Origin of the sequence: Streptomyces capitiformicae, from assembly GCF_002214185.1 — a bacterium.
Taxonomy (GTDB): domain Bacteria; phylum Actinomycetota; class Actinomycetes; order Streptomycetales; family Streptomycetaceae; genus Streptomyces; species Streptomyces capitiformicae.
On the sequence record NZ_CP022161.1, the window covers coordinates 1,714,774 to 1,735,756 of the forward strand.

Genomic DNA, 20,983 nt, shown 5'->3' on the forward strand with positions numbered 1-20,983 from the left:
TCTCACATGTCCATAACGAGATGAGCACCGGCGCACAACGGCCCTCCGGCAGCCCTCGACGGCCCGCCGTCACCCACGTTCACGCCACCGCACGGGCGCATGGCGTCGCACGGGCGCATGGCGTCGCACGGGCGCATGCCCTCGCACGCACCCCCACGGATCACACCCCGTGGGCGAGCCGCATCACGACTTCGGTTCGAACGTCTTCGTGAACGTCTGCCACGTGTCCTTGCGCAGCTCGCCGCTCCACTCCGACGCCTTGGCGGTGTACATCAGCGCGTACCCCTGCTGGGAGTCGACGACGAATCCCCGGTCGATCGACCGGTACTTCGTGCCGCTCTCCATATAGGTGAACTCCCAGTCGGCCGTGTTCCAGCCCCGGAAGTTCACCGCCTCTATTCGGATCCGCTGGTACTGCGAGCGCCTCATCGCGCCCTCTTGGTTCTTCCAGTCCGCGACCGGGTCGTCCTTCGGGGTGCTCGTCCATCCGACGAGCAGCTTCTGTCCGTCAGGGCCGGTGAAACGGGCCCCCGCCGCGTCGGTGGACTGGTACTTCCACTCCTGCGGCAGCCCGATGGAGAACCCCTGGCTGCTCTGGTACGTCTCGGTGGCGAGGTCCCCGGAGTCCCCGGAGCCGTCGCCGCTCGCCGACCCGCTCGACGTACCGGAACCGGCGCTGGGCGAACCGCTCGCGACCCCCGCCGATCCGCCGGCTTCCTGCGTCGTGTGACCGTCAGGACTGGGAGCGGACCCCTTGTCCTGGTCCTTGCTCTCGTCCTCGCCGCTGCTCCCCGAGGCCGCCCCGCTGGACGCGGCGACCTTGGTGTCGGTGCCCTTGCTGTTGTCCGAACTGCCGTCGTCGCCACCGAGGTTGAGCGCCAGTACGGTCCCGAGGACGACCAGCACCACGGCCACCGCGATGAGCGCCAACGTCCGCCGCGACACCACATCGGTGATCGGCGCCCGGGGCACGGGCCGCGGCGGCAGATCCGGCGGCGGCATCTGGGGCCACCCCGAAGTCCGTCCCGCCGAAACGGAGTTGCCCACGCCGACGTCCCCGCCACGCGCCCCGACGGCCCCGGCCACCGGCTTGCCGGCGCCCTGCCCGGAAGCGCCGGCGCCCGTGGCCCGCTCGGCCTTCTCGGCAGCCGATCCACTCCTGGCGGCCGCACTCGGCGAAACCCCCACGGACGCGGACTTGGCCGAAACAGCCGCCGACGAAGCGGAAGAAGCGGCCTTCGCGACCCCCGCCCCACGAGAGGTCCCCCCAGAGGTACCCCCGGAGCTCCCGCCCGGATTACCGCCCGAAGTCCCACCAGAGTCACCAGCGGACGTCGTACCCCGCGCGATACCGGCGGCCACGGCAGCGGACCCGGCCGCAACCGCCCCGGCCGCGCCCTTCCGCATGGACCAGCGCGGCGCACGCGGCCGCTCACCGCCGCCGTCTTCGCCCCGCTTGGCCCCGGCCCCGCCGGAACCGCCCTTCTTCGGACGCTCCTCCGGCACCGGCGGCAACGGCACGACCCGCGTCGCGTCCAGCGGCTCGGCCTCCTTGGGGTCGGGCGCGTGGATCACTGTGTTGAGCATCGCCCGCGCACCCGCGTCGTCGAGCCGCCGCTCCGGGTCCTTGGTGAGCAGCCCGAAGATGACGTCCTTCAGCGGCCCGGCCCTCTTGGGGTCCGGCACCGGCTCGGTCATCACCGCGGTCAGCGTCGCTATGGCCGACCCCTTGTCGTAGGGCGGCACGCCTTCGACCGCCGCGTAGAGCAGACCGCCGAGCGACCACAGGTCGGCCGCGGGCCCGGGCTTGTGGCCGCGCGCCCGCTCCGGCGAGATGTAGGAGGGCGCGCCGACGAGCATGCCGGTCGAGGTGATGGAGGGGTCGCCCTCGACCTGCGCGATACCGAAGTCGGTGAGGACGACCCGGCCGTCGTGCTTGTCGATCAGCACGTTCGACGGCTTCACGTCCCGGTGCAGGATGCCCTCGCGGTGCGCGGCACGCAGGACGTCGAGGATCGCGAGGCCCACCTCGGCGGCCCGCCTCGGTTCGAGCACTCCGTCCTCGCGGATGACCTCGGCGAGCGACTTGCCCTCGACGAGCTCCATGACGATCCAGGGCCGGTCGTCCTCGTGCACCACATCGAAGACCGTCACAGCGGCGTTGTTACGGATCCGCGCGATCGCCTTGGCCTCCCGCAGGGTACGCGTGATCAGCCGTCGCTTCTCGTCCTCGTCGATGCTCGACGGGAACCGCAGCTCCTTGACGGCGACCGTACGGCCCAGCGTCTCGTCCTTCGCCCGCCATACCGTGCCCATGCCGCCGCGACCGAGCACCCCTCCCAGCCGGTACCGCCCGGCGAGGAGACGTGCGTCCTTGTCCTGACGGGATTCCCCAGCCCGCTCCGCCTCCGACATGCGTCCCCTCGATACAACCCGCCCTGACAGAGCCTCCATTGTCACCCACCCGCCGACCGCCCCACGCCCAGGGTGCCCCTCAACAAGCCACCCCGCTACGAACCCCCTCACCGTCAGACATCCAGGACCGGCCAACAGTCAGCCCGTCCGGCGTTCAACAACGAGCCCGAAGGCCCAGCCCCACTACAAGGGCACGATGTCCGGCGCCCCCAACCGAGCCGCATCGGCCGTCAGATCGTCCGGCTGCCGCTGCGATTCCCGCTCGGCCTCCACTCTCTTCTCGTAGTGCTGGACCTCCCGTTCGATCTGGTCCTCGTCCCACCCGAGCACGGGAGCCATCAACTCCGCGGCCTCCCTCGCACTACGCGTCCCCCGGTCGAACGTCTCGATCGATATCCGCGTACGCCGGGTCAGCACGTCATCGAGGTGCCGCGCCCCTTCGTGCGACGCGGCGTACACCACCTCGGCCCGCAGATAGTCGTCGGCGGCCTGCAACGGCTCACCCAGCGAGGCGTCGGCGGCGATGAGGTCGAGCACCTCCTCGGCCGCGGCCCCGTACCGGTTCAACAGGTGCTCCACGCGCACCACATGGAGCCCGGTGCTCGCCGCTGTCCGCGCCCGCGCGTTCCACAGCGCCCGATACCCCTCCGCCCCGAGCAGCGGCACATCCTCGGTGACGCACTCGGCGACCCGCTGGTCGAGCCCGTGCACCGCCGCGTCCACCGCGTCCTTGGCCATGACCCGGTACGTCGTGTACTTGCCGCCGGCCACGACCACGAGCCCCGGCACCGGATGGGCGACGATGTGCTCGCGTGACAGCTTGCTCGTGGCCTCCGACTCCCCGGCGAGCAGCGGCCGCAGCCCCGCGTACACACCCTGTACGTCGTCCCTGGTCAGCGGCACGGCCAGGACGGAGTTCACACGCTCCAGCAGATAGTCGATGTCCGCGCTGGACGCCGCCGGATGGGCCTTGTCGAGGTCCCAGTCGGTGTCCGTCGTCCCCACGATCCAGTGCCGCCCCCAGGGGATCACGAACAGCACGGACTTCTCGGTCCGCAGGATGAGCCCGGTCGTGGAATGGATCCGGTCCTTGGGCACGACCAGATGGATGCCTTTGGACGCCCGTACGTGGAACTGCCCGCGCTCGCCCACCATCGCCTGGGTGTCGTCGGTCCACACCCCGGTCGCGTTCACGATCTGCCGCGCGTGGACCTCGTACTCGCCGCCGGCCTCGACGTCCTGCACCCTGGCTCCGACAACCCGCTCACCCTCGCGCAGAAACCCCGTCACACGCGCGCGGTTGGCGGCCTTCGCCCCGTACGACGCCGCCGTACGCACCAGGGTCGCCACATAGCGCGCGTCGTCCATCTGCGCGTCGTAGTACTGCAACGCCCCGACCAACGCGTCCTTCTTCAAACAGGGCGCGACCCGCAGCGCGTGCCGACGCGTCAGATGACGGTGCAGCGGCAGCCCTCGGCCATGTCCGCGCGCCATCGACATCCCGTCGTACAACGCGACGCCCGAGCCCGCGTACCACCGCTCCCAGCCCTGGCGCTGCAACGGATACAGGAACGGCACCGGCTTCACCAGATGCGGTGCCAGGCGCTCCAGCAACAGCCCGCGTTCCTTCAACGCCTCCCGTACGAGGGCGAAGTCGAGCATCTCCAGATAGCGCAGTCCGCCATGGATCAGCTTGCTGGACCGGCTGGACGTACCCGACGCCCAGTCACGCGCCTCGACCAGCCCGGTGGAGAGTCCTCTCGTCACCGCGTCCAGCGCGGTTCCCGCGCCGACCACGCCACCGCCCACGACCAGCACATCCAGCTCGCGCTCGGCCATACCCGCCAGTGACTCGGCGCGCTGCGCCGGTCCCAGTGCCGCTGTCCTCACCGCTGCCTCCCGCTGCTCGTCGCGCCGGCCTCACCTGTCGATGCCCGTCATGCGAGACCCGGCTCGCATCCCCTGCCCAAAATTCTGACCGTGTTGCCCGAGTTCGGCCACCACCGGCCCTCAGCCTGTGGATAACTCCGCAGGACGCGCACAGAAAATCAACTCCCCAATCCCGCATATCGGTCATATTTACGCCTAGTGTGACATTGCGCTCGCTCATCCAGTCCACAGGGCTTGCGCGTCTGTCCCGCTTCGGTTACTGGGAAGGACGGCCCACGCCATGCCCGCAGATCTCGCCGTCATCGGACTCGGCCAACTGGGCCTTCCGCTGGCCCAGGCCGCCGTCGCCGCCGGCATCGCGACGATCGGTTACCGCACCGGCCCCGAGGGCGGCTCCCTCACCCCCGCCGAACTGCGCCGCATGCTCGCCCAGGGCTTCCGGCCCGCCACCAACCCCGCCGAACTCGGTCGCGTCCGTACGGCCGTCATCTGCGCCCCCACGCCACACGGCGCGGACGGCGCCCCCGACCTCGCCCAGGTGGGTGAAGCCGCCCGCACCCTGGCCGCCCATCTGCGCCCGCACACCACGGTCATCCTGGAGTCCCCCGTCCACCCGGGCACTACGGAGGGCTTCCTCCGCCCGCTCCTGGAAGAGGGCTCACGGCTGCGCGCGGGCCGCGACTTCCACCTCGCGTACTCCCCCGCCCGCGTCGACCCGGGCAACCGCGACTTCGGCCCCGCCAACACCCCCAAGGTGATCGGCGGTCTCACCCCCGCCTGCACCGAGTCGGCCGCCGCCTTCTACGGCCGCCTCACCGACAAGGTGGTACGCGCGCGTGGCACACGCGAGGCCGAGACGGTGCAGCTCCTGGAGACCAACTACCGGCACGTCAACATCGCCCTCGTCAACGAGATGGCCGTCCTCTGCCACGACCTGGGCGTCGACCTCTGGGACGTCATCCGCTGCGCCGAGACCAAGCCGTTCGGCTTCCATGCCTTCCGCCCCGGCCCCGGCGTCGGCGGCCACGCCCTCCCTCAGGACCTGTCCGGACACTCACCCCGCTCCCTGCGCATGGTCGAACTGGCCCAACGGGTCAACAACCACATGCCCCAGTACGTCGTCCAGCGCGCCGCCACCCTCCTCAACGAGCACGGCAAGTCCGCCCGAGGCGCACGCGTCCTCCTCCTCGGCATCACCTACAAACCCGACGTCCCCGACCAACAGGGCACCCCCGCCGACGAAATCGCCCGCCGCCTCCTCGAACTGGGCGCCCACGTCAGCTACCACGACCCCCACGTCCCCACCTGGAGCGTTCTCGACCGCCCCATCCCCCGAGCCGACTCCCTCTACGAGGCCACCGCCGACGCCGACCTGACGATCCTCCTCCAGCAGCATCGGACGTACGACTTGCAGGGCCTGTCGGTGAAGGCGCAATTGTTGCTGGACACACGGGGGGCTACGCCTACGGGGGCGGCGCACAGGTTGTGAAAGGGGCGCACGGGACAGCATTGGCCTCCGGGGTCGGTGGCAGATGGCGGCCCACGCCGGTACCGTACGGAACAGGTGGAGCCCACCGCAGAGGCCACTGCGACGAGCTCCTGGAAGGTTCACGGAGTGTCCGCCCCTATTCTGCTTGGGGGCGGCCGCTCACCTTCCGTAGATCCGCAAGATCCACCTCCTCCGGCACTTCACCATCCGAAGACGGATCCGGTCCCAGCGGGTGGGCTTGCGGTGACGTCCCATGGGCGCCCCCTTCCACACACCGCCCAGTGGCCCGGTGGACGGTCCGTCGGAAATCGGGCCGGGCCCCGAGGGCGGGGTCCGGACCATGTCCTTGGAAGGGGGCTCCCAACAGAACTGGGGCGCCGAGAAGGACGCTATCGCCCTGCTAAGCCCGTTCGGCCCACATTCGCCCCGAACGCAACCACGCGCCCCTACCCACAACCCACGCCCCCACCAGCCCACTTGGGCACACGAAAGGGGCCCGGTCACCCACAGGCAACCGAGCCCCTCCTGCCGCTCACGCCGAGCGCGGCGTCACCTCACCGCCTGTGCTGCGAGTCCGCCACCGTCACCTCGACCCGCTGGAACTCCTTCAGCTCGCTGTACCCGGTCGTGGCCATCGCCCGCCGCAGCGCACCGAACAGGTTCATGGAACCGTCGGGGGTGTGCGAGGGCCCGGTGAGGACCTCCTCCAGCGTGCCGACCGTGCCCAGGTCCACCTTCTTGCCGCGCGGCAGCTCCTCGTTCACCGCCTCCATGCCCCAGTGGTTGCCCTTGCCGGGCGCGTCCGTGGCGCGGGCCAGCGGCGAACCCATCATCACGGCGTCCGCGCCGCAGGCGATCGCCTTGGGGAGGTCACCGGACCAGCCGACACCACCGTCGGCGATGACGTGCACGTACCGGCCGCCGGACTCGTCCATGTAGTCCCGGCGGGCGGCGGCGACGTCCGCGACCGCCGTGGCCATCGGGACCTGGATGCCGAGCACATTGCGCGTGGTGTGCGCGGCGCCGCCGCCGAAGCCGACGAGGACGCCGGCCGCGCCCGTGCGCATCAGGTGCAGGGCGGCCGTGTACGTGGCGCAGCCGCCCACGATCACCGGGACGTCCAGCTCGTAGATGAACTGCTTCAGGTTCAGCGGCTCGTGCGAGCCGGAGACGTGCTCCGCCGACACGGTCGTACCACGGATGACGAAGATGTCGACGCCCGCGTCCACGACGGCCTTGGAGAACTGGGCGGTGCGCTGCGGGGAGAGCGCGGCGGCGGTGACGACACCGGAGTCGCGCACCTCCTTGATGCGCTGCCCGATCAGCTCTTCCTTGATGGGAGCCGCGTAGATCTCCTGGAGGCGGCGGGTCGCGGCCTCGTCGGGCAGCCCGGTGATCTCGTCGAGCAGCGGCTGCGGGTCCTCGTACCGCGTCCACAGGCCTTCGAGGTTCAGGACGCCGAGGCCACCCATCTCGCCGATGCGGATCGCGGTGGCCGGGGAGACGACCGAGTCCATGGGGGCGGCCAGGAAGGGCAGCTCGAAGCGGTAGGCGTCGATCTGCCAGGCGATCGAGACCTCCTTCGGGTCGCGCGTACGACGGCTGGGGACGACGGCGATGTCGTCGAAGGCGTACGCCCGGCGGCCGCGCTTGCCGCGCCCGATCTCGATCTCAGTCACGTGTGTGGCCTTTCCTCTTCGCTTCTGCGCCTTCCAGTATCACCGACGGGCACGACGAGGGCGGCCCCGGATGCTCCGGAGCCGCCCTGGCCGGACACAAGGAAGGCCTGCCGCCTACTTACGGCTGTAGTTCGGCGCCTCGACCGTCATCTGAATGTCGTGCGGGTGGCTCTCCTTGAGGCCCGCCGACGTGATGCGGACGAAGCGGCCCTTGGTTTCCATCTCCTCGATGGTGGCGGCACCCACATACCCCATGGTCTGGCGCAGACCGCCGACGAGCTGGTGCAGCACGTTGGCCAGCGGGCCGCGGTAGGGCACCTGGCCCTCGATGCCCTCGGGCACGAGCTTGTCGTCGGAGGCGACCTCGGCCTGGAAGTAGCGGTCCTTCGAGTACGACCGGCCCTGACCCCGGGACTGCATGGCGCCCAGCGATCCCATGCCGCGGTACGACTTGAACTGCTTGCCGTTGATGAACTGCAGCTCGCCGGGGGACTCCTCGCAGCCCGCGAGGAGGCTGCCCAGCATCACGGTGTCGGCGCCCGCGGCGAGCGCCTTGCCGATGTCGCCGGAGTACTGCAGACCGCCGTCACCGATCAGCGGGACACCCGCAGGACGGGCCGCGAGTGAGGCCTCGTAGATGGCCGTGACCTGCGGGACACCAATGCCGGCGACAACGCGGGTGGTGCAGATCGAGCCGGGGCCGACGCCCACCTTGATGCCGTCGACACCGGCGTCGATCAGCGCCTGCGCGCCGTCGCGCGTGGCGACGTTGCCGCCGATCACGTCGACACCGACGCTCGACTTGATCTTCGACATCCAGCTGAGGGCGTTGCTGTTGTGGCCGTGCGAGGTGTCGACGACCAGGAAGTCCACACCGGCCTCGGCGAGCGCCTGGGCCCGATCCAGGGCCTCGGGGCTGGCGCCCACGGCGGCGCCGACGATCAGCCGGCCCTCCGCGTCCTTGGCGGCGTTGGGGTACTGCTCGGCCTTGACGAAGTCCTTGACGGTGATGAGGCCCTTGAGGATGCCCGCCTCGTCGACCAGGGGAAGCTTCTCGATCTTGTGGCGGCGCAGCAGCTCCATGGCCTCGACGCCGGAGATGCCGACGTGCCCGGTGACCAGCGGCATCGGGGTCATGACCTCGCGCACCCGGCGCGAGCGGTCGGTCTCGAAGGCCATGTCGCGGTTGGTGACGATGCCGAGCAGCTTCTTGTTGCCGTCGGTCACCGGGACGCCGCTGATGCGGAACTTGGCGCACAGGGCGTCGGCCTCGGCGAGCGTGGCGTCCGGGTGCACGGTGATCGGGTCGGCGACCATACCGGACTCGGAGCGCTTCACCAGGTCGACCTGGTTGGCCTGGTCCTCGACGGAGAGGTTGCGGTGAAGCACGCCGACGCCGCCCTGACGGGCCATGGCGATGGCCATGCGGGACTCGGTGACCTTGTCCATCGCGGCCGAGAGCAGGGGGATGTTCACCCGGACGTTGCGGGAGATGCGGGACGAGGTGTCGACCGCGTTGGGGAGCACCTCGGATGCGCCCGGCAGCAGCAGCACGTCGTCGTAGGTCAGCCCGAGTGTCGCGAATTTCTCGGGCACTCCGTCGACGTTGGCAGTCATGACACCTTCCCCAAATGGCCTTGATCGGTGCGGATGTCCATGCTAACGGGAAGCGTGGGGCACACATTCCACGGTACGAAGTGACCTCGGGCTTCGTATGTTCGTACGGAAAAGGCGCCCCGCCTGTTCATTCGGGGCGCCTTCCACTACCGCCTCGGGCCTTGGCGTTACTGCTCGGCCAGCGCCCGGAGCCTGCTCAGGGCCCGGTGCTGTGCCACCCGTACCGCACCCGGCGACATCCCCAGCATCTGGCCGGTCTCCTCGGCCGTGAGCCCCACGGCGATCCGCAGGAGCAGCAGCTCCCGCTGATTCTCCGGGAGGTTGGCCAAGAGTTTTTTGGCCCACTCGGCGTCGCTGCTGAGCAGCGCGCGCTCCTCGGGGCCCAGGGAGTCGTCGGGGCGCTCCGGCATCTCGTCCGAAGGGACGGCCGTGGAGCCGGGATGGCGCATCGCGGCACGCTGGAGGTCGGCCACCTTGTGGCCGGCGATGGCGAAGACGAACGCCTCGAACGGCCGCCCGGTGTCCTTGTAGCGCGGCAACGCGAGGAGGACGGCCACGCAGACCTCCTGCGCCAGGTCCTCCACGAAGTGCCGCGCGTCGCCCGGCAGCCGGGACAGCCGCGTGCGGCAATAGCGCAGGGCCAAGGGGTGGACATGGGCGAGCAGATCATGCGTGGCCTGCTCGTCCCCGTCGACCGCGCGATGCACGAGCGCACCGATCACTGTCGTCTCGTCGTCGCGCATCGGTCCATGGTGCCTTGCGGTCGTCCGGTCCGTGGCGCCACGTCCATGGTTGTGCACCGAAGCGTTATGAGCAGGCGCGCCGGAACTCATCTCCTGCGCCCTCCCCTCCCGCTCGTTCGACTGCTCCCCGAGGAACTCCACACCTCAAGGATGCGGCATCCGCGGCGAAACGAGCAGCGGGCACCCGGCGGGCCGCGTTGCCACCGCCGTCCACCTCGCGGTGGACACCCCCACCCACCTGGCGGTAGGCGGGGATTCTCGTACCCCCGTCACGGCTCACTCAGCGGACCAGACCCCAGCGGAAACCGAGCGCCACGGCGTGCGCGCGGTCCGAGGCGCCGAGCTTCTTGAACAGCCGCCGGGCGTGGGTCTTGACGGTGTCCTCGGAGAGGAACAGCTCGCGCCCGATCTCGGCGTTGGAACGGCCGTGGCTCATGCCCTCCAGGACCTGGATCTCCCGCGCGGTGAGCGTCGGCGCGGCGCCCATCTCGGCGGAGCGCAGCCGGCGCGGGGCGAGCCGCCAGGTCGGGTCGGCGAGGGCCTGCGTCACCGTGGCGCGCAGCTCCGCGCGGGAGGCGTCCTTGTGCAGGTAGCCCCGCGCGCCGGCGGCGACCGCGAGGGCCACGCCGTCCAGGTCCTCGGCGACGGTGAGCATGATGATGCGCGCCCCGGGATCGGCGGACAGCAGCCGCCGTACGGTCTCGACGCCGCCCAGACCGGGCATGCGTACGTCCATCAGAATCAGGTCCGAGCGGTCGGCCCCCCAGCGGCGGAGGACTTCCTCGCCGTTGGCCGCCGTGGTCACGCGCTCGACGCCGGGCACGGTCGCCACCGCGCGGCGCAGCGCCTCTCGGGCAAGCGGGGAGTCGTCGCAGACGAGGACGGATGTCATGGCCGCCCTCCGCAGCTGATGCGCGTCACCTTGAGCCTCCAGGCTGGTACGAAATCGTCACCTGTGCGGTCGATACTCACGAGCGGACACGAACGCCTGCCCGAGCGCTTGTTCCTTCAACCGCCTCCACCCGTCTCAACGACGGTCACTCGAAAGAGTTACGGGATGGCTGGTCACCTTCGGCACTCTACGTGAGGGAGCCGACACGGTGCAGACATGCACAAGGGACTCTCAACGTTTCATCACAACCTATGCCCCATTCAGCCGTTTTTGTTCCTATTCGCCGCCATCTGGGGATAGATTCGCAATGAGTCATATTTTCATCTCCTTTGATAGTCGATGTACGGTCATGGGTATCGATGACCTGTTATCTGCCCAGAACAGCCACAAGGGGACACGTAATGGCAGATTTCTCCCGCCTTCCCGGACCGAACGCCGATCTATGGGACTGGCAGCTCCTCGCGGCGTGCCGCGGGGTCGACAGTTCGCTCTTCTTCCACCCCGAGGGAGAGCGCGGTGCGGCACGGAGTGCCCGTGAGAACTCGGCCAAAGAGGTCTGCATGCGATGCCCGGTCCGCGCACAGTGCGCCGCCCACGCCCTGGCGGTGCGCGAGCCGTACGGCGTGTGGGGCGGCCTGACCGAGGACGAACGCGAGGAGCTCATGGGCCGAGCGCGACACCGGCTGGTGACCGCTTCCGCACCGCGAGGCGACACCGGTCCGAACACCTGAAGTAACGTTTTTGCACGGTGGGCACGCGCGCGTGCCCTGATCCGGGCCCGCGGCGTCGGGCCTACCTGGCGGCAGCCTTCGCCAGTTGGTCCAACGTCGCCGCCACCGCGGGCACCCGGGCCAGGTCCGGCAGGCTGAGCGCCACGATCTCGCGGCGCAGCACCGGCTCGACCGCGATCATCCGGACCCCCTTGGGACGTACGGACTCGATGGCCAGCTCCGGCAGGACGGCGACCCCGAGGCCCGCGCCCACCAGGCCGACCACCGCCGGGTAGTCGTCGGTCGCGAAGTCGATGCGGGGCGTGAAGCCCGCGCTCTCACAGACCCGTACCAGCTGCCCCCGGCAGCGCGGGCAGCCGGCGATCCAGGATTCCCCGGCGAGTTCTCCGATACCGATGGATCCCGTACGGGCCAGTCGGTGCCCCTGGGGTACGAGTCCGACGAGCCGGTCGGTGAGCAGCGGACGTACGACCAGGTCGTCCCACTCCCCCGCCTCGGCGCCCGCCGCGCCCTCATGGCGGAAGGCGAGCGCGATGTCGCAGTCGCCCTCGCGGAGCATCTCGACCGAGCGCGGCGGCTCGGCCTCCTCCAGGGAGACCCGGGTGCCGGGATGGGCGGCGCGGAGGGCGGCCAGAGCGGTGGGGACGAGGGTGGAGCTGCCGCTGGGGAACGAGACCAGGCGCACGCGACCGGCACGCAGCCCGGCGATGGCGGCGACCTCCTCCTCGGCCGCGGTGAGCCCGGCGAGGATCCCGGCCGCGTGCCGCACCAGCGCCTCGCCCGCCTGCGTCAGCCGCATCTCACGGCCGCCGCGGACCAGCAGCGGCGTACCGACGGAGGATTCGAGCGCCTTCATCTGCTGGCTGACGGCGGGCTGGGTGCAGCCGAGTTCGCGTCCCGCCGCCGAGAAGGAACCGGTGGTGGCGACGGCACGCAGGACACGGAGATGACGGGCCTCGATCACGATCCGAGCATAAGCGTGGCTTGGACTTGGCGTCGAATAATGCGTCGACACTTTGCCCGCAGCTCTCTTAGCGTGGCTGCCATGAAGCTTCTGTCACTGAACGTGGGACGTCCCAAGGCCGTCGACATCGTGGAAGAGTCGAAGAGCGTGACGGGCATCGACAAGCGACCGGTGGCCGGGCCGGTACGGGTGACGGCGCCAGGGCCCAAGGCGGTCGGCGCCAGTGGGGTGGCCGGGGACGCGGTGTGCAACACGGAGCACCACGGAGGTAACGATCAGGCGGTCTATGCCTTCGCGCGCGAGGACCTGGACGGATGGGAGCGAGAACTGGGCCGCACCCTGCGCAGCGGTACCTTCGGCGAGAACCTCACGACCGAGGGGCTCGACGTCTCCGGTGCGCTGATCGGCGAGCGCTGGCGGATCGGCGCCGAGGTGATCCTGGAGGTCACCACCGGCCGTGTCCCCTGCCTCAACTTCCAGCAGCACATGGGTGAGCGGGGCTGGGTCAAACGCTTTACGCGGAAGGGTGCACCCGGGGCGTATCTGCGGGTGATCCAGCCGGGCGAGATCCGTGCGGGCGACCCGATCGAGATCGTCCACCGCCCGGACCACGACATCACCGTCGCCCTCACCTTCCGGGCCACGATGTCCGAACACGCGCTGCTGCCACGGCTGTTGGCCGCAGGGGAGGCGTTGCACCCGGAGGTGCTGGAGAGCGCGCGGAAGTATGCGGCGAAGCAGGCCGTGGCCGAGGAGGGCTGAACTCACCGGAGGCGCACGGCACCTGATGCCCTTGCAGCACTCTCACGCCCGGCCGGCCCAGGAACCGCACGGCTCCTAGGGGAAATCCCCGGGGGCGGGTGAGGGTCGAATCAGGGCCGGGCCGGGGGCTGTCCCGGATGTTCGCAGGGCGGCGGGCCGGAACGCTGGAGGCATGTCGCGGATCAAGCGTGTCCTCATCGTGCTCAGCTCGGTCGTCACCGTCGTGGTGCTGATCGTCGGCGGCCTGTTCACATGGCTGTGGGCCGGCGCCGACGTCAGCACGGTCGGCAAGGTCGCGTTCGACAAGGAGCTGGCGATACCTCCGCTCGCGCGGTCGTCCGTCGGCAAGGACGGCACACGCGTCTTCGACCTGCGCATGCAGGCGGGCGAGACGGAGTTCGAGGAGGGCCGGAAGACACCGACCTGGGGCTTCAACGGCTCCTATCTCGGACCCACGCTGCGTGCCGAGCGCGGCGAGAAGGTCCGCGTGCGGGTACGGAACAGTCTGGGCGAGGCGTCCACCGTCCACTGGCACGGCATGCATCTGCCCGCGCGCATGGACGGCGGCCCCCATCAGATGGTCGCCCCCGGCGCCACCTGGAGTCCGCGGTGGACGGTGAACCAGCCGGCGGCGACCCTCTGGTACCACCCCCACCCGCACGGCGCGACCGAACAGCACGTGGCACGGGGCCTGGCCGGGCTGTTCCTCGTCGACGACAAGGAGTCCGCGAAGCTCGCCCTGCCGAAGGAGTACGGCGTGGACGATCTGCCCGTCATCGTGCAGGACGTGCGGTTCGACGGCGCCGAGTTCGACCACGACCACGATTTCATGGGCGACCTGGGCTTCCTGGGCGACCGCACCCTGGTCAACGGCACCCTGAATCCCTATCGGGAAGTCCACGACGAGCTCATACGCCTGCGGCTGCTCAACGCCTCCACGGCACGCACCTACGACTTCGGCTTCCCGGACGGCCGCGCCTTCGCCCTGGTCGCGACGGACGGGGGTCTGCTGGAGCGGCCGGCGTCCATGGACCGGGTGCAGCTGTCGCCGGGCGAGCGGGCCGAGATCGTCGTACGGATGCGGGCGGGCGAACGCGTGACGCTGCGCAGCTTCCCGCAGGACAACTACGGGGACGCCTGGCAGCGCCGGTTCGGCGGGGGCGACGACTCCTTCGACGTACTGGAGCTGCGGGCGGCCGACCGGCTGCGCCCATCGGCCGAGCTTCCCTCCGCTCTGGGCGAGTTGGAAATACCCGACGGCGAGGGCGCCGCGGTACGGGGCAGGCACTTCGACCTGAAGCTGTCCGGGATCAACGGGCGGGACATGGAGATGAGCCGCGTCGACGAGACGGTCACGCGGGGTACGACGGAGGTGTGGACGGTCCGCAACAGCAACGGGATGCCGCACAACTTCCATGTGCACGACGTGCAGTTCAGGGTTCTGGAGGTCAATGGGAAGACACCGCCGCCAGCGCTGCGCGGCCCCAAGGACACGGTGTTCCTGCCGCACGGGACGACCATGAAGCTCGCCCTCCGCTTCGACGGCCCGGCGGACCCGGACACGCCGTACATGTACCACTGCCATCTGCTGTACCACGAGGACCAGGGGATGATGGGACAGTTCGTGGTGGTGGAGAAGGGGCAGCGGGCCGGCATACCGGCGGGGCACGCGGCGCACGCCCATGACGGTCGGTGAGCCGGTGCGGGAGTGCCGTACAGGATCCGGAGCGCGGGCCGGTGCAGCAAGCGGATCTCCATGGTCCGGGCCCCTACGCTTACGCCATGACAACGGCTCTGATTACGGGATCGACGGCGGGTATCGGTGCCGCCTTCGCGCGGCGGCTGGCGGCGGACGGACACGACCTCGTCCTGGTGGCGCGTGACACCAAGCGGCTGCGTGAGCAGGCCACGGAGTTGCACGACCGGCACGGCATCGAGGCCGAGGTGCTCACCGCGGACCTGGCGACGGACGACGGCATCGAAGCGGTGGCCGCGCGGCTGGGCGACCGGAAGAACCCGGTCGACCTGCTGGTCAACAACGCGGGCTTCGGCAACAAGGGCCACTTCCTCGACGTTTCGATGGCTGACGAGCTGAAGATGCTCAAGGTGCACTGCGAGGCGGTGCTCCGTCTGACCTCGGCGGCGACCGAGGCCATGCGGGAGCGGGGCCGGGGCGGGGTCGTCAACGTGGCGTCGGTCGCCGCCTTCGTGCCGCGCGGCACCTACGGGGCGTCGAAGGCGTGGGTCGTGCAGTTCACGCAGGGCGCGGCCCGGGATCTGAACGGCAGCGGGGTGCGGCTGATGGCCCTGTGCCCGGGGTTCGTGCGTACGGAGTTCCATCAGCGGGCCGGAATGGGGACGGACAACATCCCTGGGTGGATGTGGCTCGACGCGGACAAGCTGGTGACGGCCGCCCTGGCGGACATGTCCCGCGGGAAGACCGTCTCCATCCCCGACCCGCGTTACAAGGCCCTGATGGGTGTGGTGAAGGTGGTGCCGCGAGGGCTGCTCGGCGGGATCAGCTCGAAGACGGGACGCAAGTACGGGCCGCAGTAGGCGGGGTGGTGTTTGGCTCGGGGCGTCGACGATCAGCGGGACGGTGGCGCACATGGCGTGCCGATGCCAAAGTGAGGGGGTCGGCCCTCGGGGGGACAATGGTGCTGTTCAACCGGATCCAGGGGGGCCGGAGGCAGCGTTATGACATTTGTGCAGCTCATCGACTGTAGGACCAGTCGGTTCGATGAGATGAACCGGCTGATGGACTCGTGGGTCGAGCAGACCAAGGGCAAGCGGACGGCGACGCACAACATCATCGGGAAGGACCGGTCCGACGCGGCGCACTTCATCGAGATCGTGGAGTTCCCGTCGTACGAGGAGGCGATGCGGAACTCGAACCTGCCGGAGACCGATCGCATCTTCCAGGAGATGGTGGCGCTCTGCGACGAGATGCCCACCTTCACGGACCTGGATGTCGTACGGGACGAGCAGTTGTACGCGGCGACCGCGCGCAGGTTCTTCGAGGCGCTGGCCACGAAGGGTGAACTACCGCCGCTCAACGACGTGCTCGTCGAGGACTACCACGACCACGATCCCTCCAACCCGCAGGACACGATAGGCATGGACGCCATGAGGCGCGAGGTCGGGATGTGGCGGGGCGCGTTCGACTTCTCGTTCACGGTCGAGGACCAGATCGCGCAGGGTGACCGGGTGTGCACCCGGTGGTCCTGGAACGCGACGCACAAGGGCGATTTCCTCGGGATCCCGGCCACCGGGAAGAAGGTCTCCATGACCGGGGCGACCATTCACCGGTGCACGGCAGACGGGAAGATCGCCGAGGGCTGGTGGCAGTACGACAGGCTCGGGCTGATGAGCCAGCTGGGCGCCTTGGAGGATCTGGAGCGGTAGACCCGCGGTAGACCCGATCAGGCCGACGCGGGAAGGCCCGGCACCCCGAGGGGTGCCGGGCCTTCGCTACGGCTTACCGGCGTACGGGTACGCGTACGTCAGTGGGCGTGGCCGTGACCGTGGCCGTGGCCCGCCTCGGCCGGCTCCTCTTCCTTCTTCTCGACGACCAGGGTCTCGGTCGTGAGGAGGAGGGAGGCGATGGAGGCGGCGTTCTCCAGGGCGGAGCGGGTGACCTTGACCGGGTCGATGACGCCCTGCTTCACCAGGTCGCCGTACTCGCCGGTGGCGGCGTTGAATCCCTGGCCCTTGTCCAGCTCGGCGACCTTGGAGGTGATGACGTAACCCTCCAGGCCCGCGTTCTCCGCGATCCAGCGCAGCGGCTCGACGGCGGCCTTGCGGACGACGGCGACACCGGTGGCCTCGTCGCCGGTCTTGTCGAGGTTGCCCTCGAGGACCTTGACGGCGTGGACGAGCGCGGAGCCACCACCGGAGACGATGCCCTCCTCGACCGCGGCGCGGGTCGCGGAGATGGCGTCCTCCAGACGGTGCTTCTTCTCCTTCAGCTCCACCTCGGTGGCGGCGCCGACCTTGATCACGCACACGCCGCCGGCCAGCTTCGCGAGGCGCTCCTGGAGCTTCTCACGGTCCCAGTCGGAGTCGGTGTTCTCGATCTCGGACTTGATCTGGGCGACGCGGCCCTGGACGTCCTCGGAGTTGCCGGCGCCGTCGACGATCGTGGTGTCGTCCTTGGTGACGGTGATGCGGCGGGCGGAGCCGAGCACGTCGATGCCGACCTGGTCGAGCTTGAGGCCGACCTCCTCGGAGATGACCGTGGCGCCGGTGAGGGTCGCCATGTCCTGCAGCATCGCCTTGCGGCGGTCGCCGAAGCCGGGGGCCTTGACCGCGACGGCGTTGAACGTGCCGCGGATCTTGTTGACCACGAGGGTCGACAGGGCCTCGCCCTCGACGTCCTCGGCGATGATCAGCAGCGGCTTCGAGGCGTTGGACTGGATGACCTTCTCCAGCAGCGGCAGCAGGTCGGCGATGGCGCCGATCTTGCCCTGGTGGATGAGGATGTAGGGCTCGTCGAGGACGGCCTCCATGCGCTCCTGGTCCGTGACGAAGTACGGCGACAGGTAGCCCTTGTCGAAGGCCATGCCCTCGGTGAAGTCCAGCTCCAGACCGAAGGTGTTGGACTCCTCGACGGTGATGACACCGTCCTTGCCGACCTTGTCCATCGCCTCGGCGATGAGCTCGCCGACCTGCTGGTCCTGGGCGGACAGCGCGGCGACGGCGGCGATGTCGGACTTCTCCTCGATCGGACGGGCCGACGCGAGCAGGTCCTCGGAGACGGCCGCGACGGCGGCGTCGATGCCCTTCTTCAGGGCGGCCGGGGAGGCACCGGCGGCGACGTTCTTCAGGCCCTCGCGCACCAGCGCCTGGGCGAGCACGGTGGCGGTGGTGGTGCCGTCACCCGCGATGTCGTTGGTCTTGGTCGCCACCTCCTTCACCAGCTGGGCGCCGAGGTTCTCGTACGGGTCCTCGACCTCGACCTCGCGGGCGATGGTCACACCGTCGTTGGTGATGGTGGGGGCGCCGAACTTCTTGTCGATGACGACGTTGCGGCCCTTGGGGCCGATCGTCACCTTGACCGTGTCGGCAAGCTTGTTGACGCCGCGCTCGAGGGCGCGACGGGCGTCCTCGTCGAACTTCAGGATCTTCGCCATGGGAGCGTAGCCCTCTCGGAAAATGGTGGTGAACGAACTGCGCCCCGGGCGCCCGGCTGATTAATGGTCGCGGGGGCCAGGGGCGCAGCTCACAAGCAATGTGCTTCGGGTGAAGTGCTTACTTCTCGATGATCGCGAGAACGTCGCGAGCCGAGAGGACGAGGTACTCCTCGCCGTTGTACTTCACCTCGGTGCCGCCGTACTTGCTGTACAGCACGATGTCGCCGGTCTTGACGTCGAGCGGCAGGCGCTCGCCGTTCTCGAACCGACCCGGGCCCACGGCCAGGACGACGCCCTCCTGGGGCTTCTCCTTGGCGGTGTCCGGGATGACCAGGCCAGAGGCCGTGGTCTGCTCGGCGTCCAGCGGCTGGACCACAATGCGGTCCTCGAGCGGCTTGATGGCAACCTTGGAGCTGGCGGTCGTCACGATCCGACCTCCCCCTTCGGAGATCTCACGGGGTTAACTGTCTGAGGTGGCGACCAGGTCGATCCGTCGTCGCGGGTGCCGGACCTGCCCGTCGCGTAGTTGGCACTCTCCAGGGGGGAGTGCCAGACCTGAGACTATGACCGTGGTTAGCACTCGGTCAAGCGGACTGCTAATCGCGGGCGGGGCGGCGGATGTTCCCATGCGGATTTCGCATGGGGTCACCAGGAGTCACCAGGGGTCAGAGGTAGTCCTCCAGGCGCCCCACCGTCAGGCCCTGCTCCTGGATCCGGCGCAGCAGCCGGGTCGTCATCTGCGTGAGCGTGGCGCCCTTCAACTGGTCGGGACCCCGGGTGAGGGTCCCCCCGCTCGGGCGAAGCCGAGGGTGGGGGAGGGCCAGGACGATGTCGCCGGGGCGGAGGCGGTCGCCGGTGGTGCGGGGGTCGCCGGTGGTGCGGGGGTCGCCGGTGGTGCGGGGGAGGTCGGTGATCCGCATGGACGCGCGCCACAGGACGACCGCCGAGATGCCGCAGTCGGCGGCGGCGCGGAGCGTGGTGGTGTCGTAGGCGCCGTAGGGCGGGCGGAAGAGGGTCGGGCGGATACCGAAGCGCTGTCTGAGTTTGTTCTGCTGTCCGCAGATCTCGGCCCGTTGCCCGGCGTACGGCAGGCCACGCAGAGCGGTGTGGTCGAGAGTGTGGTTCTGTACGGTCGCGCCGACCGCGCGGAGCCGGGCGAAGTGGCCGTACCCCGGACCCACCACGCTGTCCGTGAGGAACAAGCTCACCGGAAGCCGCAGTTCACGCACCATGTCCACGAATCGCGGGTCCTTCTCGGCCCCGTCGTCGTACGTCAGGAAGACGACTCTGTCCCGGGTGGGGATGTGATCGACGACCGGCGGCAGCCCGGGCCCCGCCGCACGTGGGGCGGGTGGCCGGTCGGGGTTGCTAGGCGCGGGGGCGAGGGGGGCGGACAGGCCCCAGCGGCGGTACGGCGGTGGGGAGGGGTTGGGGGCGTGGTGGGGGTCGGGGACGGCCGGGTCGGAGCGGGGGCCCGGACCTGCGGCGGGATCGGCGGGGGCGGCGGGCCGCTCGCCGCAGCCGGCGGCAAGGAGCGCGGCCGCCAGCAGGGTCGCAGCGCCCGCCGGCAGGAGGTGCGGCCCACGCGCCCGGCGTGGACCCCGCCGCCGCCTCACAGGTAGTCCTCCAGCCGGGCCACCGCGTACCCCTTGGCGGTCACCAGGTCGAGGAAGCGGCGGATCATGTCGGGCATGGTGCCCTTCCAGTCGCCGCGGCCCCGGAAGTGGCTGAGGACGATGTCGCCCGGGCGGAGGGCGCGGTCCGACTCGCGGTATTCCCAGCGGTCGGCGAAGACCTCCTCGTTCCAGAGGGGGACGGCCCTGATGCCGCAGACCTTGGCGGCGCGCAGGGTGTCCTGGTCGTAGCTGCCGTACGGCGGCCGGAAGAGCGTGGGCCGGGTGCCGTACCGCTTCTCGATGACGTCCTGCATGCCGCAGATCTCGCGCTTCTGGGCGGCGTAGGGGAGGGCGCGCATGAGGCGGTGGTTGAGGGTGTGGTTGTTGAGGACGACGCCACGGTCGCGCATGCGCTCGAAGTAGCCGTAGTCTTCCTTGATCAGGTAGTCGCTGAGGAACGCGCTGTACGGGATCTTCAGCTCGCTCATCATCCGCAGGAACGCGGGGTCCTTCTCGGCGCCGTCGTCGATGGTGAGGAAGACGACCTTGTCACGGGTGGGGATGGTGGTGAAGACCGGCGGCAGTCCGTCCTGCACATGCCGGTCGACCTCGAATCCCTTACGGGTCTCGAGGACCGGCTTCCTCTCCGGCGGCACGGGCGGGGTCAGCGGCAGCTCGGCCAGCCCCCAGCGCTTCGCGGCGGCGACCCGGGCCGCATGCGACCGGCGGAGCTTCGCGGCGTAGGCATCGAGGGCGCGGGCTGCGGGTGCGACAAGGGGCCGGCGACCACCGGGCTGACCGTGGAAAGGCCGCGTGCGTTCGGCCCCGGAGCCTTCTTTGGAGGCCTCTGCGGAGTCCTCCCGGGAACCGCCGTTGGAGCCGCCCTCGGCACACCCGGACACCATGACGGCGACCGCGACGGCGGGTACGGCGAGGGCGGCGATTCCGCCCCGGACTCCCCCCCCCCCTCCCCCCCCCCCCCCCCCCCCCCCCCCCCCCCCCCCCCCCCCCCCCCCCCCCCCCCCCCCCCCCCCCCCCCCCCCCCCCCCCCCC

Annotated in this window: 17 protein-coding genes; 6 read left to right on the forward strand and 11 right to left on the reverse strand. The window is 70.0% G+C overall.

The annotated features are described in order from the left end of the window. Positions 1-183 precede the first annotated feature (183 nt). Both CES90_RS07635 and CES90_RS07640 read right to left on the reverse strand, forming a co-directional pair. The gene (locus tag CES90_RS07635; RefSeq protein WP_189782255.1) at positions 184-2,415 is read right to left on the reverse strand and encodes a serine/threonine-protein kinase; all 2,232 of its coding nucleotides are present in this window, start codon (positions 2,413-2,415) and stop codon (positions 184-186) included. Positions 2,416-2,598: 183 nt separating this feature from the next. Beyond that, a complete protein-coding gene (locus CES90_RS07640; RefSeq protein ID WP_189782254.1) occupies positions 2,599-4,305 on the reverse strand; it encodes a glycerol-3-phosphate dehydrogenase/oxidase in 1,707 nt (568 codons plus the stop codon). A gap of 280 nt (positions 4,306-4,585) precedes the next feature. On the opposite strand from CES90_RS07640, the gene CES90_RS07645 reads away from it, so the two are divergent. Beyond that, positions 4,586-5,794, forward strand: a complete 1,209-nt coding sequence (locus CES90_RS07645; protein WP_189782253.1) for a nucleotide sugar dehydrogenase — start codon at positions 4,586-4,588, stop codon at positions 5,792-5,794. Positions 5,795-6,348: 554 nt separating this feature from the next. Here the strand turns inward: CES90_RS07645 and CES90_RS07650 are convergent. The 4 genes from CES90_RS07650 to CES90_RS07665 all read right to left on the reverse strand — a co-directional run bounded on the left by CES90_RS07650 (position 6,349) and on the right by CES90_RS07665 (position 10,725). Then, a complete protein-coding gene (locus CES90_RS07650; protein WP_189782252.1) occupies positions 6,349-7,473 on the reverse strand; it encodes a GuaB3 family IMP dehydrogenase-related protein in 1,125 nt (374 codons plus the stop codon). A 114-nt stretch (positions 7,474-7,587) separates the two neighbouring features. Further along, positions 7,588-9,090, reverse strand: coding sequence for an IMP dehydrogenase (gene guaB / locus CES90_RS07655; protein ID WP_189782251.1), 1,503 nt, complete (start codon positions 9,088-9,090; stop codon positions 7,588-7,590). 167 nt (positions 9,091-9,257) lie between these two features. Then, the gene (locus CES90_RS07660; protein WP_005481141.1) at positions 9,258-9,833 is read right to left on the reverse strand and encodes a sigma-70 family RNA polymerase sigma factor; all 576 of its coding nucleotides are present in this window, start codon (positions 9,831-9,833) and stop codon (positions 9,258-9,260) included. Between the two features lie 280 nt (positions 9,834-10,113). Beyond that, positions 10,114-10,725: a response regulator transcription factor gene (locus CES90_RS07665; RefSeq protein ID WP_003948568.1), complete on the reverse strand. Its 612-nt coding sequence runs from the start codon at positions 10,723-10,725 to the stop codon at positions 10,114-10,116. 401 nt (positions 10,726-11,126) lie between these two features. Between CES90_RS07665 and CES90_RS07670 the strand changes: the two genes are divergently transcribed. Continuing rightward, the gene (locus CES90_RS07670) at positions 11,127-11,456 is read left to right on the forward strand and encodes a WhiB family transcriptional regulator (protein ID WP_189782250.1); all 330 of its coding nucleotides are present in this window, start codon (positions 11,127-11,129) and stop codon (positions 11,454-11,456) included. Positions 11,457-11,517: 61 nt separating this feature from the next. Here the strand turns inward: CES90_RS07670 and CES90_RS07675 are convergent, their stop codons facing one another. Beyond that, a complete protein-coding gene (locus tag CES90_RS07675) occupies positions 11,518-12,420 on the reverse strand; it encodes a LysR family transcriptional regulator (RefSeq protein WP_189782249.1) in 903 nt (300 codons plus the stop codon). An 81-nt stretch (positions 12,421-12,501) separates the two neighbouring features. Between CES90_RS07675 and CES90_RS07680 the strand changes: the two genes are divergently transcribed. The 4 genes from CES90_RS07680 (at position 12,502) to CES90_RS07695 (ending at position 16,587) form a co-directional block, all read left to right on the forward strand. Next, positions 12,502-13,182: an MOSC domain-containing protein gene (locus tag CES90_RS07680; RefSeq protein WP_189782248.1), complete on the forward strand. Its 681-nt coding sequence runs from the start codon at positions 12,502-12,504 to the stop codon at positions 13,180-13,182. A 172-nt stretch (positions 13,183-13,354) separates the two neighbouring features. Next, complete coding sequence (locus CES90_RS07685) at positions 13,355-14,878, forward strand: multicopper oxidase family protein (protein ID WP_189782247.1); 1,524 nt, start codon at positions 13,355-13,357, stop codon at positions 14,876-14,878. Positions 14,879-14,964: 86 nt separating this feature from the next. Next, the gene (locus CES90_RS07690; RefSeq protein ID WP_189782246.1) at positions 14,965-15,738 is read left to right on the forward strand and encodes an SDR family NAD(P)-dependent oxidoreductase; all 774 of its coding nucleotides are present in this window, start codon (positions 14,965-14,967) and stop codon (positions 15,736-15,738) included. A 141-nt stretch (positions 15,739-15,879) separates the two neighbouring features. Then, positions 15,880-16,587, forward strand: a complete 708-nt coding sequence (locus CES90_RS07695) for an ester cyclase (protein WP_189782245.1) — start codon at positions 15,880-15,882, stop codon at positions 16,585-16,587. Positions 16,588-16,685: 98 nt separating this feature from the next. On the opposite strand, the gene groL is transcribed toward CES90_RS07695, so the two are convergent. From groL to CES90_RS07715, 4 genes are all read right to left on the reverse strand, one after another. Then, on the reverse strand, positions 16,686-18,314 hold the full coding sequence (gene groL, locus CES90_RS07700) for a chaperonin GroEL (protein ID WP_189782244.1): 1,629 nt from the start codon (positions 18,312-18,314) through the stop codon (positions 16,686-16,688). 118 nt (positions 18,315-18,432) lie between these two features. Further along, entirely contained in the window at positions 18,433-18,741 is a 309-nt protein-coding gene (groES, locus tag CES90_RS07705; RefSeq protein ID WP_055493212.1) for a co-chaperone GroES, read from the reverse strand. A gap of 238 nt (positions 18,742-18,979) precedes the next feature. Next, a complete protein-coding gene (locus CES90_RS07710) occupies positions 18,980-19,930 on the reverse strand; it encodes a polysaccharide deacetylase family protein (RefSeq protein WP_229913724.1) in 951 nt (316 codons plus the stop codon). Then, positions 19,927-20,835, reverse strand: a complete 909-nt coding sequence (locus tag CES90_RS07715; protein ID WP_189782243.1) for a polysaccharide deacetylase family protein — start codon at positions 20,833-20,835, stop codon at positions 19,927-19,929. Before CES90_RS07715 ends, CES90_RS07710 begins: the two co-directional genes overlap by 4 nt. Between the last annotated feature and the right edge of the window lie 148 nt (positions 20,836-20,983).

What these genes read in the sequence shown, in the direction of transcription:
- CES90_RS07635 (WP_189782255.1), bottom strand. Translation starts at nt 2,415, where the DNA reads ATGTCGGAGGCGGAGCGGGCTGGGGAATCCCGTCAGGACAAGGACGCA.
- CES90_RS07645 (WP_189782253.1), top strand. Translation starts at nt 4,586, where the DNA reads ATGCCCGCAGATCTCGCCGTCATCGGACTCGGCCAACTGGGCCTTCCG.
- guaB (WP_189782251.1), bottom strand. Translation starts at nt 9,090, where the DNA reads ATGACTGCCAACGTCGACGGAGTGCCCGAGAAATTCGCGACACTCGGG.
- CES90_RS07660 (WP_005481141.1), bottom strand. Translation starts at nt 9,833, where the DNA reads ATGCGCGACGACGAGACGACAGTGATCGGTGCGCTCGTGCATCGCGCG.
- CES90_RS07665 (WP_003948568.1), bottom strand. Translation starts at nt 10,725, where the DNA reads ATGACATCCGTCCTCGTCTGCGACGACTCCCCGCTTGCCCGAGAGGCG.
- CES90_RS07670 (WP_189782250.1), top strand. Translation starts at nt 11,127, where the DNA reads ATGGCAGATTTCTCCCGCCTTCCCGGACCGAACGCCGATCTATGGGAC.
- CES90_RS07680 (WP_189782248.1), top strand. Translation starts at nt 12,502, where the DNA reads ATGAAGCTTCTGTCACTGAACGTGGGACGTCCCAAGGCCGTCGACATC.
- CES90_RS07685 (WP_189782247.1), top strand. Translation starts at nt 13,355, where the DNA reads ATGTCGCGGATCAAGCGTGTCCTCATCGTGCTCAGCTCGGTCGTCACC.
- CES90_RS07690 (WP_189782246.1), top strand. Translation starts at nt 14,965, where the DNA reads ATGACAACGGCTCTGATTACGGGATCGACGGCGGGTATCGGTGCCGCC.
- CES90_RS07695 (WP_189782245.1), top strand. Translation starts at nt 15,880, where the DNA reads ATGACATTTGTGCAGCTCATCGACTGTAGGACCAGTCGGTTCGATGAG.
- groL (WP_189782244.1), bottom strand. Translation starts at nt 18,314, where the DNA reads ATGGCGAAGATCCTGAAGTTCGACGAGGACGCCCGTCGCGCCCTCGAG.
- CES90_RS07715 (WP_189782243.1), bottom strand. Translation starts at nt 20,835, where the DNA reads ATGGTGTCCGGGTGTGCCGAGGGCGGCTCCAACGGCGGTTCCCGGGAG.